Source organism: Streptomyces sindenensis, from assembly GCF_014649035.1.
GTDB classification, from domain to species: Bacteria; Actinomycetota; Actinomycetes; order Streptomycetales; family Streptomycetaceae; genus Streptomyces; species Streptomyces sindenensis.
In genome coordinates this window covers 73,298-89,092 of record NZ_BMSG01000004.1, presented here as the reverse complement: position 1 = coordinate 89,092, position 15,795 = coordinate 73,298, and the positions used below count along the sequence as shown (strand labels likewise).

At 72.0% G+C, this 15,795-nt stretch carries 13 protein-coding genes; 2 read left to right on the top strand and 11 right to left on the bottom strand.

Annotated elements, in window-relative coordinates; genetic code table 11:
* Window positions 1-21: 21 nt before the first annotated feature.
* The 4 genes from IE145_RS07200 to IE145_RS07185 all read right to left on the bottom strand — a co-directional run bounded on the left by IE145_RS07200 (window position 22) and on the right by IE145_RS07185 (window position 3,655).
* Window positions 22-954 (bottom strand): carbohydrate kinase family protein, encoded by a 933-nt coding sequence (locus IE145_RS07200; RefSeq protein ID WP_189519963.1) that lies wholly within the window; start codon window positions 952-954, stop codon window positions 22-24.
* Complete coding sequence (locus IE145_RS07195; RefSeq protein ID WP_189519961.1) at window positions 938-2,368, bottom strand: MFS transporter; 1,431 nt, start codon at window positions 2,366-2,368, stop codon at window positions 938-940. Before IE145_RS07195 ends, IE145_RS07200 begins: the two co-directional genes overlap by 17 nt.
* Window positions 2,365-2,991, bottom strand: a complete 627-nt coding sequence (locus IE145_RS07190; protein ID WP_189519959.1) for a helix-turn-helix domain-containing protein — start codon at window positions 2,989-2,991, stop codon at window positions 2,365-2,367. The genes IE145_RS07195 and IE145_RS07190 overlap by 4 nt, the downstream gene beginning before the upstream one ends.
* An 88-nt stretch (window positions 2,992-3,079) precedes the next feature.
* Complete coding sequence (locus IE145_RS07185; RefSeq protein ID WP_189519957.1) at window positions 3,080-3,655, bottom strand: PadR family transcriptional regulator; 576 nt, start codon at window positions 3,653-3,655, stop codon at window positions 3,080-3,082.
* 140 nt (window positions 3,656-3,795) lie between these two features.
* On the opposite strand from IE145_RS07185, the gene IE145_RS07180 reads away from it, so the two are divergent.
* A complete protein-coding gene (locus IE145_RS07180; RefSeq protein ID WP_189519955.1) occupies window positions 3,796-4,221 on the top strand; it encodes a nuclear transport factor 2 family protein in 426 nt (141 codons plus the stop codon).
* A gap of 37 nt (window positions 4,222-4,258) precedes the next feature.
* On the opposite strand, the gene IE145_RS07175 is transcribed toward IE145_RS07180, so the two are convergent.
* Window positions 4,259-5,131 (bottom strand): ABC transporter substrate-binding protein, encoded by an 873-nt coding sequence (locus IE145_RS07175; protein WP_189519953.1) that lies wholly within the window; start codon window positions 5,129-5,131, stop codon window positions 4,259-4,261.
* A 224-nt stretch (window positions 5,132-5,355) separates the two neighbouring features.
* On the opposite strand from IE145_RS07175, the gene IE145_RS07170 reads away from it, so the two are divergent.
* Window positions 5,356-6,204, top strand: a complete 849-nt coding sequence (locus tag IE145_RS07170; protein ID WP_189519951.1) for a M12 family metallo-peptidase — start codon at window positions 5,356-5,358, stop codon at window positions 6,202-6,204.
* Window positions 6,205-6,235: 31 nt separating this feature from the next.
* Here the strand turns inward: IE145_RS07170 and IE145_RS07165 are convergent, their stop codons facing one another.
* The 6 genes from IE145_RS07165 to IE145_RS07140 form a co-directional block, all read right to left on the bottom strand.
* Window positions 6,236-7,150: a YihY/virulence factor BrkB family protein gene (locus IE145_RS07165; RefSeq protein ID WP_189519949.1), complete on the bottom strand. Its 915-nt coding sequence runs from the start codon at window positions 7,148-7,150 to the stop codon at window positions 6,236-6,238.
* Between the two features lie 138 nt (window positions 7,151-7,288).
* Window positions 7,289-7,606, bottom strand: a complete 318-nt coding sequence (locus IE145_RS07160) for a cupin domain-containing protein (protein ID WP_189519946.1) — start codon at window positions 7,604-7,606, stop codon at window positions 7,289-7,291.
* Window positions 7,607-7,685: 79 nt separating this feature from the next.
* Entirely contained in the window at window positions 7,686-8,693 is a 1,008-nt protein-coding gene (locus tag IE145_RS07155; RefSeq protein ID WP_189519944.1) for a LacI family DNA-binding transcriptional regulator, read from the bottom strand.
* 138 nt (window positions 8,694-8,831) lie between these two features.
* Complete coding sequence (locus IE145_RS07150; protein WP_189519942.1) at window positions 8,832-13,121, bottom strand: discoidin domain-containing protein; 4,290 nt, start codon at window positions 13,119-13,121, stop codon at window positions 8,832-8,834.
* Window positions 13,122-13,336: 215 nt separating this feature from the next.
* On the bottom strand, window positions 13,337-14,527 hold the full coding sequence (locus IE145_RS07145; protein WP_189519940.1) for a S8 family peptidase: 1,191 nt from the start codon (window positions 14,525-14,527) through the stop codon (window positions 13,337-13,339).
* 99 nt (window positions 14,528-14,626) lie between these two features.
* Window positions 14,627-15,760: a type III polyketide synthase gene (locus IE145_RS07140; RefSeq protein WP_268246810.1), complete on the bottom strand. Its 1,134-nt coding sequence runs from the start codon at window positions 15,758-15,760 to the stop codon at window positions 14,627-14,629.
* Window positions 15,761-15,795: the final 35 nt, after the last annotated feature.

Here is a 15,795-nt window from a genome sequence, read left to right as displayed (position 1 = left end):
CGAACGGGTCATGACGCGGCGTCAGTTGACGCCGAGCGCCGCACGGAGCTCGTCGGGGCCGGGCGGACTGGCCCCGGCCCGGGCGACGGTCACGGCCGCGGAGGCGACCGCGTGGCGCAGGACGTCGGCGACGGTGTCCCGGTCCACCGCGCACAGCCGGTCCCGGCCGTCCGGGCCCAGGAGCCCGTGCGCGGCGAGGGCGTGCAGGGCCCCCGACATGAACGCGTCGCCCGCGCCCACGGTGTCGGCGACCTCGACCGCCGGGGCCTCGACCGTGACGCGGCCGCCGGGGAACAGGGCGAACGCGCCCGCCTCGCCCCGGGTGACGAGGACGAGCGCGGGTCCGGCGGCGAGCCATCGCCCGGCGATCCGCTCCGGCTCCTCGTCCGGGTGCAGCCACCGCAGGTCCTCGTCGCTGGCCTTGACCACGTCGCTCAGCTCGACGCAGCGCTCGACGCGGTCCACGGCCCGGGCGTGCTCACCCATCAACTCGGGCCGCACGTTGGGGTCGTAGCTGACGGTGGCGGCGGCCCGCAGCGCCTCCAGGGCGGCCAGGACCGTCGTCGCCCCGGGCTCGACGACGGCCGCGATGGAGCCGGTGTGCACATGCCCCGGCGTCCGGTCGAGCGGGACCGGGCCCAGGGTCCAGCCGACGTCGAAGGCGTACGTCGCGTGCCCCTGGGCGTCCAGGGTGACCACGGCCGAGGGGGTGGGCCCGGTGGCGTCGTCGGTGTGGGTCTCGACCCCGGCGGCGGTCAGATGGTCCCGGATGAGCCGCCCGTGGGCGTCGGCGCCCAACTGGGTGAGCAGGGTGGGGTGATGGCCGAGCCGGGCCAGTCCGTACGCGACGTTCGCGGGGCTGCCGCCGGGGTGGACCCGGTCGGCCCGGTCCGGCTGCCGGACGATGTCGGCGACGCATTCGCCGATGACCAGCGGATCAAATCGGTCGGGCATGGGGGCGGATCTCCTCGGGCGCGGTGTCGTGGAGCGGTCCGGCGGGGACGGCGGCGGCGTCCGGGTGGCCGGGCGCGGCGTCCGGGCCGGCCGGTCCCTTCGCGGGGGCGGCCCTGCGGACCCAGAGCAGCGCGCCGGCCAGCACGGCCGTGGCGGCCAGCAGCCAGGGCAGCGGTCCGGGGGGCAGGGCGCCCGCGCCCAGTCCGGCGCCGGCGGCGACCAGTTGCAGGGAGAGCGACTGGACGGAGAGGGCGGTGGCGCGGCCGGAGGCGTCGACCCGGCGGTGCAGCAGTTCGTTCTCGTTGGGGCCCGCGGCTCCGAGACCCAGGTAGACGAGTGCGTAGCCGGTGACGGCGACCGTCGTGGCGAGCGGGCTCATCGAGTGCGTGGTGAGGCCGAGCAGCGTCAGCCCCAGCGTCACCAGCCCGAGGCTCGTGAGCACCGCGCGCTCGCTGCCGCCGGTGAACCGGGCTACGAGCGGGGCGAGTTGGCTACCGAGAGCGGAGCACAGGAAACCGGCGCAGGCGAGCCCGGCGAAGACCAGGGCCCCGGATTCGGCGGTGCCCATGAGGGCGGCTGCCCGGCCGGGGGTGAGCAGTTCGACGGCCGCGAGCGCGGCCCCCGCGGCGCTCGCGGTCAGCAGAACGCGCCGGATCAGGGTGTCCCGGGCACCGAGCCGGAGTCCGGCGGCGATGGCCGCGGGCACACCGCCCACGACGCGGCGCAGGGTGGTGCGGGGCCGGGTCGGTTCGGGCAGGGCGCTCAGCACGTAGAGCACGAAGACGCCTTCGACCAGGGCGCCGAGCAGGGCGGGCACGGAGAGCAGGATGACCAGGCCGCCGGTCGTGCCGGCCAGCCACTCCCCCACGCCGGGGGCGAGGCCGAGCACCCAGGGCAGCCCGCCGCCGAGCAGGGTGCCGAACGCGAGGGCGGCCGAGGTGGCGGAGCTGCCGCGCGCCAGGCCCGTACGCAGATCGGCGTCGGGGCCCTCGTGGGCGTGGACGGTGTCGACGTACCAGGCCTCGGCGGGTCCGCTGGACAGGGCGCGGGCGAGGCCCATCAGCCCCATGCCGAGGGCGATCGCCCAGCCCGCCGCGCCGAGGCCGATGAGAGTGAAGGCGGTGAGGTTGAGCAGTCCGGCGATGGCCAGGACGGGTCGCCGCCCGATGACGTCGGAGAGGCCGCCGGTGGGCAGCTCCATCGCGGCGGCCGTGAGGGAGTGCACGGCGTAGCAGCCGGCGATGGCTGCGAGACCCATACCGCGTTCGGTGAAGAGGAGCACGCCCGTCGCGATGGACATGCCGATGGGGAGCCAGAAGAGGAAGGAGACCGTGACGTAGCGGCGGCGCGCGGTAGCGCCGTCCAGGCCGGCGTAACCCGGGGAGACGGCGGCGGGCACCGGCCGGCCGGTCATGAGCCGTCTCCGGCAGCCGAGGCGTCCGTACCGTCCACCGGGTCCGGGGCCAGCGGGAGTCCGGCGGTGAACAGCACGACCTGCTCGGCACGGGGGTCCTCGGCGTCACGGGCGGCCAGCTCGGCCGTCTTCGCGCGGAACACCTCCCACAGCTCGGCGAGGGCCTCCGGGGTCAGCCGGGGCATGAGGTCGCTGAGACCCGAGGGTTCCTGCCACTCCTCACCGAGACGGCCGCTGTCCAGGTCCGCCTCGTGGCGGTCCAGGGACTGCTGGAGGTGCTCGATCTGGCGGCGGCGCAGGACGCTGAGGATCACGGTGCCGCCAGGGCTGGCGTGCATCGCCTCGTTGCTCCACGAGGTGACGTCGTGCACGGACTTCCAGCGGCGTTCCCGGCTGTCCCGGTGGTCGGCCTCGGCGACGAACGCGTACTTCGCGAGCACCCGCAGGTGGTAGCTGGTGGAGGCCGAGGACTCCCCCGTCCTCACCGCGAGCTCACTGGCGGTGGCCGGGCCGTGCTGCCGCAGCAGCCCGAGCAGGGTGAGGCGCAGGGGGTGGGTGAGGGCCTTGAGGGCGGCCCCGTCCTGCGTCGGATCGAGTACGCGACCTCTGTCTTCGCTGTCCATGGCAGCAGCGTAGAACGGCGGGAACACTTTCCCAAATAGTTTTTGCAGAATTTTTTTGGGGAAGCTGGGAGCCACGGAGAGCCGGGCGTCAGGCGCCTCCCCGGCCCTCCGCCCCGCGCGCCCGCAGCACCTCCATCACCTCCCGGCACCAGTCACGGTTGGCGCGTTCGAAGTCCCGGCCCCTACGGCAGGTGAGATACGGGCCGACGCGCGACGCACCGCGGAGCAGGAAGTCCGCCTCGTCCAGCCCTCCGCGCATCCTGTGCAACTGCTCCTCGAACAGCGCGGCCTTGGCCTCGGCGAACGCGTACCGCTCGGTGAGCCGCTCGATCAGCACGCCGGCGTCGAGATGGTCGGCCGCCTGGACCTGGACCAGCAGGTCCTCCCGGAGGAACGACGGCTTGGCGGCGGCGGACGCGAAGCTCTCCAGCTCGGCCAGCCCTTCCCCGGTGACGCGGAACACCCGCTTGTTGGGACGGCCCTCCTGGACGACCTCACGCCCGGCGACCAGGCCCTCCTTCTCCAGCTTCGCCAGCTCCGCGTAGACCTGCTGCGGCAGGGCGTGCCAGAAGTTCGCGACGCCCGCCGCGAACGCCTTCGTCACCTGATAGCCGCTCAGCTCCTCGTCGAGCAGCGCCGCCAGCACCGCATGGCGCAACGCCATCGGACCGCCTCCCTCTCCGTCGCGCCGGACCCCGAGCCCAGCCGGACCGAGGCGGACCCCGGTCCACCCCTGTCCGGAACACCGGCCCTCATGATAGTCATGAAACTGACTAGTCACTTTCTTGACTATGAGGAGGGCACATGACCACCGCAGTGGAACGCTTCCGCGCCGCCGTCGACAACCGCGACCTCGGCGCCCTGGACGATCTGTTCACCGAGGACATCCGGCTCTACAGCCCGGTGAAGTTCACTCCGTTCGAGGGCCGGCCGGCGGTGCTGGGGCTGTTCGGCGTCCTGCTGCGCACCTTCGAGGACTTCCGGTACGTCGGCGAGTTCGCGGGCACCTCGCAGACGAGCGCCGACGGGACCGAGGCCCCGTCGGCGGTCCTGCTCTTCCGGGCGAAGGCCGGCGGCAAGGAGATCCACGGCATCGACCTGGTGCACCTGGACGAGGACGGACGCATCAAGGAGTTCACCGTGATGGTCCGTCCGGCGTCCGCCGTGCAGGCGCTGGGCGAGGCGGTGCTCGCCGGACTCGTCGCCGACGGCCTCGCCCCCGCCCCGTAGAAGCCGGGAACGCCCCGAAGAACCCGGGGTCCGGGACTCAGCTCGCCCGCGCCGCCTCCAGGGCGTCCGCGACAAGGCCCAGGAAACGGGCGTGGTCGCGGGGCCCGTAGAGGGGTTCGGGGTTCCACGGGACGACGGGCGCCGGCGTGCCCTCACTCCCCCGCAGCTCCTCCAGGGGCGCGGCATGGGCGCGGATGTCGGTCAGGATCACCTCGGGGCGCAGCGCGAAGGTGTCGGCGCGACTCCGCGTGGACCAGTTGGCCCCCGGACCTTCGGCGGGCTCCACCAGCCGGACGCCGAGTTCGGCGAGGACGCGCAGTTCGGGCCACATCCTGGGGCGTGCGACATGGGCCTGGTCCGGGCCGGCCGGGGAGAGGGCGAGCACCCGGGGCGCGTCGGCGGAGGTGGCGGCGACGACCGCGCGCAGCCGCTCCCGGGCGGCGTCGAGGTCCTGGTCCGCGTCCGGCCGCGGCGCGGCGCCGAGCGAGCGGGCGAGTTCGGCGAACCGGTCGCCGATCTCGCCGAACGTACGGGCCTGGCTGACGTCGAGCACGACCACCGGAACCCGCTCCTCCAGGGGCTTGGCCGTCTCGGGGGCCAGTCCGTAGACATGGCCGCCGCCGTAGCTGACGGCCACCACGAGGTCCGGCTCGGCGCTCAGGAGCCGCTCGACGTCCAGGGCACCGCCCGCACCCACGTACTCGACATCGGCGAGCGGCAGAGTCCCCGTCTTCGCCGTGTCGGGGTCGGGGCCGTCATGGTCGGAGCCGAAGATCCCCACCGGCCGGATTCCGAGGTCCCACAGGGTCGCCCCGGCCTGGACATAGGCCAGCACCCGCCCGGGCGGCCGGGGCGCCGCCGACTGCTGACCCCGGTCGTCGGAGAACCGCCATTCGCTCTGTTCCGTCACGTCACACACGCCCCTCTGCCGCCGACTGCCGTTCCATTCGCGCGAGTTCGCACACGTGTACCTGCCCACCTCCTCACCGCCACACCCCTGTGACCGGCGAGTAGACGGCCGCCGGGCCGGTGCGTACGCAAGAGGCGCCATACGTCACTCAATGTTAGATATTGATCACTCACAGTCATGGGTTGGTCTCGTAGCCTGCCCCTTCCGGACGGAGTCGGCTCCCCATGCGCGCGAACCTGCTCAAAGCAGCACTGGCCGTGGCGGTGGCCGGTGCGTCGCTCTGCGCGGCCTCGGCCGACGCCCCGGCCACCGCCACGGCACACCCTGCGGCGAAGGCAACGAGGCCGGCCCGGTGTCCCCAGGTCGACGTGCTGGTTCTCTACACACCGAAGGCCGCGCGGCGGGTCGGCGGCGAACACCGGGTGCCCGCCTCGGCCCAGCGGATCGCGACCCGGATGAACCGGTCCCTGGCGGGCGGCGGGCTCTGCGGCATCATCCGCGTCGTCCACCCGCACACGGTGACCGGATACGAGGGGCCGGAGGAGTTCCGTGCCGCGCACGCCCTCCTCAAGGACCACGCGTCGGCGGGGATCGGACGCGAGGCGCACGAACAGCGGACGCGGTACGGCGCCGATCTGGTCACGCTCATCGTGGACCGGCCGGAGCGGGGCGGCGGCACGGCGGACTACACGCCCGTCCTCGACAGCTCCACGGACGCGTACGCCTATGCGGTCGTCGACGTCGACGGGATCGATCTGGATTCGGCGAGCCACGAGATCGGCCACAACCTGGGCCTCGCCCACGACCGTACGACGCTGGCGGGCAACCCGGGCGGCTCGATGAGCGTGAGCCGGAACCGCCCGTACAACACCGGCTGGGTCACCGAGGACGGCACGCGCTACACGATCATGGCGTACCGCTCGGCGTGCGGGGACCACTGCCGCCGCATCAGCCGGTTCTCCAGCGCGACGGGGACGTGGGAGGGCCACCGGCTGGGCGACCCGGAGAACGACGGCGTACGGGTGCTGCGCGAGACCATGCCGATCGTCGCCGGCTACCGCACCAAGGGCTGAGCCGAGGAAGACCCCTGGCTCCCGGCCCGGCTCAGTCCACGCCCGTACCGGTTTCCCCTCCCGGTTCGGGCCGCCGCAGTTCGACGTTGAACTGGGCTCCGGCCAGCAGCGAGAGGTTGGCGAACCAGACCCAGATCAGGAAGACGACGAGCCCGGCGAGCGATCCGTACAGCCTGCTGTAGCTGCCGACCTGGGTCGCGTAGAGGGCGAACAGCGCCGATGCGGCGAGCCAGCAGATCGCGGCGAGTATCCCACCGGGCAGGCCCCGGCGGACGCCCCGCGCGGAGCGGGGGCCGGTGCTGAAGAGGACCATGATCAGGCAGGCGACGAGGAACACCAGCAGCGGCCACTTCAGCGCCGCCCACAGCGTCTCGCCCTCGTGCGGCAGACCGATGCGACGACCGAGCCAGCGGGCCAGCGGGCCGGTCATGACGAGGGCGAAGGCGCTGGTCATCAGGAGGAGGAGCAGGCCGATCGCCGAGACGACGATGATGTGCGCCTGGCGCAGGGGCGGGCGGTGGTCCCGGACTCCGTGCATCGCGTGCATCGCCCGGCGGAAGACCGCGAGGTAGCTGCACGCGGACCAGACGGCGCTCACGGACCCGGTCACGACGAGCAGCCAGACGGCGGAGCGTTCCTCGGTCGCCGCCTCCAACGGTCTGCGCAGCGCCTCCCCGGACTCGGCGGGCGCGAACGCCGTGATGTCGGAGATCAGGGCGCTGGTCGCGTCCGGGTTGGCCAGGCCGATCACGGAGACGGTGACCAGGAGCGCCGGGAGCAGGGCGAGGATGGCGTAGTACGTCAGAGCCGCGGCCCAGTCGGTGATGTCGTCGTTCCACAGCGAGACCGGGGTACGGCGCAGAGCGGTGAGCCAGGGGCGGTGCGGTGCGGCGGGTCCGTCGGCGGGGGCGGTGCTGTCCGCGGCGGAGGCGGTCTGGGTGGGCAAGCTGGTACTCCGGGGACGTGGGTGGCTGCGGCGACCGGGGTGACCTGCCCGTTCCCGGACGTGCCGACCCCCGCTCGATCCTCTCCTGCCACGTCGCGGCCGGGGCACACCCGGGGTGCCCCGGCGACCGTCGGCCGGTCAGTCGTTGACGGCGGTGAGCAGGACCACGGCGTCGCTGAGCGCCAGCAGCCCGTGCCGTTCCTGCGGGATCGGGTGCAGGGTTCCGGCGGACAGGTCCGCGTCGCCGGACGCGGCGGTGAGGCGGACGCCGCCGCGCAGGACGAGGAGCGAGGCGGCGGGCGGCGCGTTGTGCTCGTCGAGCGCGGTCCCTTCGGTGAGGGCGATCACCGTCTGGCGCAAGGGAGGCTGCTGGAGCACCAGGTGGGCGCTGCGGCCGTGTGCGGAGGCGCGGGCGGCGGTCAGGTGTTCCTCGGCCGTTACGTTGAGGTCGTCCATGTGCCCCACTGTGCCGCAGCCGCACGCGCCCCGCGAACCCGGCGTGCCCGGACGGCGGGGGAAGGACCGGCGCCCGGAGTCAACGGGGCGCCTTCGCGGTGGAGCCCCGGACCACGAGCTCCGGCTCGAAGAGCAGTTCGTCCGGCGGGAGCGATCCGCCCTGGATGCCCGCGCAGAGCAGTTCGACGGCGGCCCGGCCCATGGCCTCGATGGGCTGGCGGATGGTGGTGAGCGGGGGGTCGGTGCAGTTCATGAACGCCGAGTCGTCGTAGCCGACGACCGAGATGTCGCAGGGCACCCCGAGGCCGCGTCTGCGGGCCGCGCGGACGGCGCCGAGCGCCAGGGGGTCGCTGGCGCAGATGATGCCGGTGACCCCTCGCTCCAGCAGCCGGGCGGCCGCCGCCTGGCCGCCCTCCAGGGAGAACATCGAGCGTTCCACGTGCGCCTCGGTCAGCTCCCCGCCGCTGGCCGACGCGACGGACCGGGCCGCGGCGAGCTTGCGGCGGGAGGGCACATGGTCGGAGGGGCCCATCACGACCCCGATGCGCTCGTGGCCGAGGGAGGCCAGATGGCGCCAGGCGCGCTCGATGGCGACGGCGTCGTCGCAGGAGACGCAGGGGAAGTCGAGCCCTTCTATGGGGGCGTTGACCAGCACGACGGGGATCCGGCGCTCGGCGAGCCGGTGGTAGTGCTCGTGGGCCTCGTCGGCCTGGGCGAACAGGCCGCCGGCGAAGACCACACCGGAGACCTGCTGCTGGAGCAGGAGGTCCACGTAGTCCGCCTCGGAGACCCCGCCCTTGGTCTGGGTGCACAGGACGGGGGTGAGCCCCTGCTGGGCGAGGGCGCCGCCGATCACCTCGGCGAAGGCGGGGAAGATCGGGTTCTGCAGTTCGGGCAGGACGAGGCCGACGAGCCTGGCGCGCTCGCCCCGCAGTTGGGTGGGGCGCTCGTAGCCGAGGACGTCCAGGGCCGTCAGCACGGACTGCCGGGTGACCCGGGACACCCCGGGTTTGCCGTTCAGCACTCGGCTCACCGTGGCCTCGCTGACCCCAACCTTCTTGGCAACCTGAGCAAGTCGTCGCGTCATGCCGCAAGGCTAGCGCAAGCAATGCAAACAATTGACTTATGAATGCAAAGAACGCACACAACGGGGGTGCTTCCCGGCCGCCGGGAAGCACCCCCGTGCGCTCACCCCTTCGCGATCACTTCGACGTCCTCTCCCGGCCTACGGATTGACGGTGATCGTGAAGTCGGGCGTCGTGTTCTTGATGTCCTGCGCGTTGTCGCTGAACTTCAGCCCGTTGAAGGTGACTTCACCGACGGCCGGCCCCTGCCCCGCCTCCGGCAGCTCGTTGGCCCACAGCCCGAAGCCCGACTTGGCGTCGAACGCGTCGCCGCTCTTGCGCGCCCCCGAGATGGAGATGTCGCTCAGCACGGTGTCCTTGATCGGGAACTGGGGCTGTCCGCCGACGTAGTTCGTCTGGAACATGATCCCGCTGTAGGTGGGGTCGACGATGTCCACGTGGTTGATGCGGATGCCCTGGAACACCTTCGACGCAGAGAACAGCCAGATTCCGGGGAAGGTCTGCGACCCCCAGAAGTGACCGCCCGCGCGCACGATCGAGACGTTCTCGATCGTCGTCGGTCCGGTCCCGAACCCGTTCATCGGGTAGCCGAAGTCCAGCGAGCTGACCGTGATCCCGGAGTACACCAGGGTGTCGGCGATGTGGATGTTGCGGAAGGTGTTGTCGTACCCGCCGTAGACGGCGATGCCCGCCGCGCGCCAGGTGAGGATCGAGGTCAGGTTCTCGTAGACGTTGTTCTTCATGTCCGCTCCCCCGGCGTCGATCGCCGAGAAGAGCGCGAAGCTGTCGTCACCGGTGGCCCGCGCCTCGTTGTTGGTCACGAGGTTGCCGGTGGACCCGTTGGTCATGTTGACGCCGTCGGCGAACATGTTGCGGATCCGGGAGTTCTTGATGGTGATGTCGTCGGTGTTGGCGCCCCAGTAGAGGCAGACCATGTGCTCGTTCCAGATGTTGTCGATCACGATGTCCGACACGTTCGAGAAGTCGAAGACCTTGCCGGGTCCGTCGATCCGTGACGTGTAGTTGCCGAAGTACGCGAAGTTCGCGAACGACGACCCCTTCGCGTCGGCCGCGGCCCGGAAGCCGACGTCGGTGTTGTCCTGCGCGGCCGGGGCGTTGAAGCGGGTGTACCAGGGCCCGGCCCCCACGACCTTCACGGCCCTGCCGTACACCTGGAACTTGCTCGCCGTGCTGTACTCCCCCGGCGGGAGGTAGACGCCCACCAGCGTGCCGGTGGTGTCCATGCGGACCTTGTCCAGGGCGTTCTGGACGTCCTGGTGGGTGAAGCCGGCCGGCACGGTGTACGCGGCGGGGTCCGGGTTGGCGACCGGGGCGACCTGCTCCAGATTGATGAAGTCGATCGCGTACGTAGAGGTGTTGGCGCTGTCCTTCTGGAGCCGGATCTTCGATCCCGCCGGGACGGTCCTGCCCAGCATCACGTTCGCCTCGTCGTAGATGTGACGGGGCGCCCCGGCGCCCGGGGAGTTGCCGGGAGCGGTCTCGTTCCCGTACAGCCAGGCGTACCGGGAGGTGAGGTCGATCGCCTTGAGGAAGGCGCCGTCGACGTAGACGTTCAGCGTGGAGTCGATACCGCCGCCGCCCGGGGCGTCGGGCACGGAGAACCGGGTGACCAGGGTGTTGGTCGAGGCCCGGGTGGTGAACTCCACGTAATTGCCGGTGCTGTTGAGCGTGACCGCCTTGCGTCCCGAGGCCTCGCCCGCGATGTCGCCGACGGTCCGGTTCGGGCCGACGACCTGGGCGCCGCCGCCGGTCGTGCCGTCCTCCGCCTCGTACATGGCGTACGGCATGCCGGCGCCGCGTCCGACAAAGAGCGCCTGGGTGGCGGTGTTGTTCTCGCGCTTGACCGGGAGTTCGTTGGCGTCGGCCGCGATCACGGTCCGTACGGTGTACGAGCCGTTGGCGGCGGTCCAGGTGCCCAGGGAGACCGGTGCGGTGGTGGCGCCCGCCGCGATGGCCCCGTTGTGGGCGCCGGTGAGGGTCTTCACCGTGGCACCCTTGCTGTCCACGAGGGTCAGCGTGACGCCGTGCGCTCCGCCCGCCGAGGCCACCGTGCCCTGGTTCTTGAGGGCGGCTGAGAAGGTGACCGTGTCGCCGGCGGAGGCGGCCGACGGCGAGGTGGTGACCGCGGCGGCCACCAGATCGGAGCTGGAGACCGGTTTCACGATCAGCGGGGAGGCGCTGGTGCGGGTGTTGTTGGTCTCGTTCTCCTCGATGATCTCGTCCGCCGCGTCGGCGGCCGCGCTCAGTTCGTAACTGCCCGCGTTCCGCGCCCCGATGGCGGCGCTGACCTCGGTGGAGGCGCCCGGCGCCAGGGCGCCGACCGAGGCGGTGGCCACCTTGGTGGAGCCGAGCCGCAGCTCGACCTTGCTCGCCGGGGCGGCGAGCGCTCCGGCGTTGCGGACGGTCGCGGTCAGAGTGATCTCGTCCGTCTCGACCGGGGCGGCGGGCGCGGCGGTGATGCCGGTGACCTGGAGGTCGGGGTTGGCCGCCGGGGCGCCCAGGACCTGGAACTCGGCGACCTGGCCGGCGCCGGAGCCGCTGTTGGCGGTGAACTTCAGCCGGACGTCCGCGACGCGGGCGGAGACCGGGATGGCCACCGTGTTGCCGGACGCCGGACTGAAGGCGTAATCCTTCGCGGCAGCCAGAGAGTTGAAGGAGGAGGAGCTCTGCTCCCGGCCGAGCACCTCGATGCGCTGGGTGCGGGGCCCCCAGCTGCTGTCGGGGTTGAGCTTGACGACGACGTTCTCCGTGTCGGCGTTGGAGCCGAGCTGCACGGTGAGCGTGTTGGGGTAACTGCCGCCCGCGCCCTCCCAGTAGGTCGAGGTGCTGTTGTCGTTGGCGTTCGCCGCGACGTAGGTGTGGACCACGGAGGAGGCCGTGATCGGCTTGTTCACGGCGAGGTTGGAGGCGGAGCCGCTCTGCCCGTTGCGGGTGACGGTGTTGCTGTCACCGGAGACGTTGCCAGCCGCGTCCCTCGCGCGCACGAAGTAGCTGACCGTGGTGGACGCCGAGCGGGTGTCGGTATAGGTCAGGACGTCGCCCGCGACGCTGCCGCGCAGCACATTGTCGGCGTAGATGTCGTAGCCGATGACGCCCTTGTCGTCGGTGGACGCCTGCCAGGTCAGCTTGACCGAACCGCTGGAGGGTTCGGTGAACGCCAGGGCGGAGGGCGCCGTGGGTGCCTGGGTGTCGCCGGTGTCGCCCTCCCGGGTGACAGTGTCGCTGTCGGCGGAGACGTTGCCCGCCGCGTCCTTGGCGCGGACGAAGTAGCTGACCTTCTGCCCGGCCGGGCGGGTGTCGGTGTACGTGGTGACGTCGCCTCCCACGCTGGTGAGCAGGTCGTCGTTCGCGTAGATGTCGTAGCCCGTGACACCCTTGTCGTCCGTCGACGCCTTCCAGGTCAGCCGGATCTGGCCGGTGGCGGGCTCGGTGAGGGCGAGGTTCGTCGGCACGGTCGGAGCCCGGGTGTCGCCGGTGGCGGGCCCGTAGATCTCCAGTTCGGCCAGCTGGGCGGCCTCTGCTCCGGTGTTGGCGCTGAACAGGACACGGACGTACCGCGCGGTCGTGGCGTCGAAGCTGATGGTCGCCGACTGTCCGCCCGCCGCGTCGAAACGGTGGGCCTTGGACGCGGTGAGGTCGGTGAATTCCGTGCCGTTGGCGCTGCTCTGAAGCTTCAGGGTCTGGCTGCGGGCCGCCCAGCCGTCAGGGAGTCGCAGCACGACCCGGTCCACGCCCAAGGACGCGCCCAGGTCCGCCTGGATCCACTGGGGGAACTGGTCGTTCCGGCTCGCCCAGTGGCTGTCGCGGTTGCCGTCGTTGGCGTTGGCCGGGATCTGTGAGCCGTTGCTGCTGCTGGCGGTGAGGGTCTTGCCCGCGGCGAGGTCGGCCGAGGAGTCGTTGGCGCCCCGGACCTCCAGTTCGGAGAGCTGGGCGGCCGGCCAGCCGGTGTTGGCGGTGATGTTGACGCGGACGAAGCGGGTCAGGGTGGCCGGGAACGCGATGGTGACCTCGTTCGCGGCTCCCGGGGCGAAGGTGTACGTCGCGGAGTTCTTCAGGGTCGCGAAGCTGGTGCCGTCCGCGCTGCCCTGGAGGGACAGCGTCTGGGTGCGGGTCTCCCAGCCCGCCGGAAGGGTCAGCCGCACCTCGTCGACGCGGGTCCCCGCGCCCAGGTCGGTCTGGACCCACTGGGGCAGTCCGCCCCCGGCGCTCTCCCAGTACGTCGACCGGTTGCCGTCGGTGATGTTGGCCGCGCCGTACTCGGCGTGGGCGCTGCTCGCGGCCGCGGCCCGGCCGACGGCGAGGTTGGGTCCGTCGGCCGCCGCGGCGGCGAGCGACGGTATGCCGATCATCAGAAGACTGGTCGTGACGACGGCGGACAGCGCCCGCCAGCTCCAGCGTTGGGCTCTCATAGCTCCCCGATCTTCGGCCTCGGCGCGGGGCGCGCCGAGGGCGCGGCTCTGTCACCGCAGCCAGGGGACATGCATTTCTGCGTTTGCTGCGGCTCATTTTGCGCTGTGCCGTCAGAGAGTTGCAGAGAAATGCGAGACCGTCCACCGTTCCGGCAACAGGCGGACGGCCTGTCCGGCCCCGCCGCAGGGAACCGGACAGACCGTCCGATGGGCCGTCAGAGGCCGCCGGTGTACAGCAGCCGGTCGGGCGAGCCCTGGCCGAGGCCGACGAGCACGTCGGGGGTGGCCGTGTCGGTGAGCCACCGCGCGACGGCGGCGGGCGAGGCCGAGGGGTTCTCCTGCTTGTAGAGCGCGGCGACGCCCGCGACGTGCGGGCTGGCCATGGAGGTGCCGTTCAGCGAGACGGTGCCGCCGCCGAGCCGGGCGGAGACGATGTCGGCCCCGGGGGCGTACAGCGCGAGGCAGGAACCCCAGTTGCTGAAGGAGGTCTCCCGGTCCTGCCGGTCGCTCGCGCCGACCGTGACCACGCCGTCGGCGGCCGCCGGGGAGACGTCGCAGGCGTCCCGGTCGTCGTTCCCGGCGGCCACGACGGGCAGCACGCCCGCGTCGGCGACGGCCTCGACCGCCGCGTCGACGGCGCTGGAGCGGGCCCCGCCCAGCGAGGCGTTCAGCACGCCGGGGGTCTTGGTGCGCTCGGCGTCCTTGGCGACCCAGTCGAACCCGGCGAGGATGCCGGCCCAGGTGCCCCGGCCCTCGCAGTTCAGGACGCGGACGTTCACCAGCGAGGCGTCCTCGGCGACGCCCGAGGTCGCGCCGCCCGCGGTGCCGGCGACATGGGTGCCGTGCCCGTTGCAGTCCATGCCGCCGCGGCCGTCCCCCACGGCGTCGTAGCCGTTGACGACCCGGCCGCCGAACTCGCTGTGCGCGGCGTCGATCCCGGTGTCGACGACGTACACCTTCACGCCGTCGCCGGTGGCCGTGGTGGTGAAGGTGTCGTCCAACGGCAGGGTGCGCTGGTCGATGCGGTCGGTGCCCCAGCCGGCCGCGGGGGCCCGGAAGAGGCTTCCCGCCCGGGGCGCCTCCACCGCCACTTCGGCGTTCTCCTCGACGGCGAGGACGCCGGGCACGGTGCGTACCGCTTCGAGTTCGGAGGCGGTGAGCGTGGCGGCGAAGCCGTGCAGGACGTTCCCGTAACGGAACATCGGGCTGAGCCCGAGCTCCCGCAGGACGGTGTCCGGCGAGAGTTCGGGCTCCAGGGTGACGATGTACTGCCCGGGTACGGCCCGGGCGGACTGCTCCACCGCGACCCCTTCCGGCCCGCTGTCGGCGGAGGCCGGGGCGGGGATGGCGATCAGCGGGGCGATCAGCGGCAGGGCGGCCGTAGCCCATCGGGCGGGCAGGCGCATGCATTCTCCTCGGGATGGGGATCCGTTCGCGGAGCCAGTGCATCCGCGAAGCGCGAACACCCGTTCCTTCGTCCCCGTCCGCCGGTCGCCTTAGCCGGTTCAGCCGGACAGCGCAACGCCGGCGGTCAGCTCCAGCTCGTCGAGGCCGGCCTCGACGGACGGGCGGAGGTCGTCCGTGGTCCAGGTGCCCACGGCCGTCTCGGCGGTGATGCCGGGTCCGAAACCGGCGATGAGGCCCTGCGCGGACTCGGCTGCTCCGCCGTCGTCGAAGAGCCTGGCCAGCGCGTCGAAGACGACGGAGCTGGCGATGTTGCCGCGTTCGGTGAGGGTGGCCCGGCTGTAGCGGAACATCTCCGGCGGCAGCTTCAGGAAGTGGCAGAGGTCGTCCAGGATGCGCGGCCCGCCCGCGTGGACGATGAAGAAGTCCATGTCCGGGACGGACCAGCCGTGCAGGTCGACCAGGTCCTTCAGGACCGGGGCGAGCATCTCCATGGTGCCGGGGACCCGCTTGTCCAGCAGGAAGTGGAATCCGGTGTCGCGGACCGCGTAGGAGATCCAGTCCTCGGTGTCGGGCACCAGGTGCGAACCGTTGCGCTCCAGCCGCATCCCGGTGCCGCCCTTCCCCCGGACGACGGCGGCGGAGAGGGCGTCCCCGAAGAGCCCGTTGGAGAGCAGCGAACCGACGCCGATGTCGGTGGGCTGGTAGCACAGCGAGCAGAACTCGCAGGAGACGATGAGGACGTTGGCCTCGGGGTAGGCCACGCAGAAGTCGTGCGCGCGGTTGATGGCCGCGCCGCCCGCCGCGCAGCCGAGCTGGGCGATGGGCAGTTGGCGGGTCTCGGCCCTGAAGCCCATGGTGTTGATGAGCCACGCGGTCAGCGAGGGCATCATGAAGCCGGTGCAGGAGACGTAGACGATCAGGTCGATCTCGGACGGGTCGGTCTCGGCGTGGGCGAGGGCCTGCCGGACGACCTCGGGCACCCGCCTCTTGGCCTCGGCCTCGTACACCCGGTTGCGGAGCTCGAATCCGGGGTGCTTCAGGGTCTCCTCGATGGGCTGCACGAGGTGCCGGGTCTGGACGCCGGTGTTCTGGATGAGCCGCAGGACGAGATCGCGCTGCGGGTGCCCGGCGTGGGTCTCGCGGGCCAGGTCCAGGGTCTGCTGCATGGTGATGACGTGCTCGGGCACAGCGATGGCGGGTCTGCACAGGGTCGCCATGGATTCTCCTCGTATCTCGGAGCGGAGGCTCTTGTCTGGGAGCGGAGGCT

What these genes read in the sequence shown, in the direction of transcription:
- IE145_RS07200 (WP_189519963.1), bottom strand. Translation starts at nt 954, where the DNA reads ATGCCCGACCGATTTGATCCGCTGGTCATCGGCGAATGCGTCGCCGAC.
- IE145_RS07195 (WP_189519961.1), bottom strand. Translation starts at nt 2,368, where the DNA reads ATGACCGGCCGGCCGGTGCCCGCCGCCGTCTCCCCGGGTTACGCCGGC.
- IE145_RS07190 (WP_189519959.1), bottom strand. Translation starts at nt 2,991, where the DNA reads ATGGACAGCGAAGACAGAGGTCGCGTACTCGATCCGACGCAGGACGGG.
- IE145_RS07185 (WP_189519957.1), bottom strand. Translation starts at nt 3,655, where the DNA reads ATGGCGTTGCGCCATGCGGTGCTGGCGGCGCTGCTCGACGAGGAGCTG.
- IE145_RS07180 (WP_189519955.1), top strand. Translation starts at nt 3,796, where the DNA reads ATGACCACCGCAGTGGAACGCTTCCGCGCCGCCGTCGACAACCGCGAC.
- IE145_RS07170 (WP_189519951.1), top strand. Translation starts at nt 5,356, where the DNA reads ATGCGCGCGAACCTGCTCAAAGCAGCACTGGCCGTGGCGGTGGCCGGT.
- IE145_RS07160 (WP_189519946.1), bottom strand. Translation starts at nt 7,606, where the DNA reads ATGGACGACCTCAACGTAACGGCCGAGGAACACCTGACCGCCGCCCGC.
- IE145_RS07155 (WP_189519944.1), bottom strand. Translation starts at nt 8,693, where the DNA reads ATGACGCGACGACTTGCTCAGGTTGCCAAGAAGGTTGGGGTCAGCGAG.
- IE145_RS07150 (WP_189519942.1), bottom strand. Translation starts at nt 13,121, where the DNA reads ATGAGAGCCCAACGCTGGAGCTGGCGGGCGCTGTCCGCCGTCGTCACG.
- IE145_RS07145 (WP_189519940.1), bottom strand. Translation starts at nt 14,527, where the DNA reads ATGCGCCTGCCCGCCCGATGGGCTACGGCCGCCCTGCCGCTGATCGCC.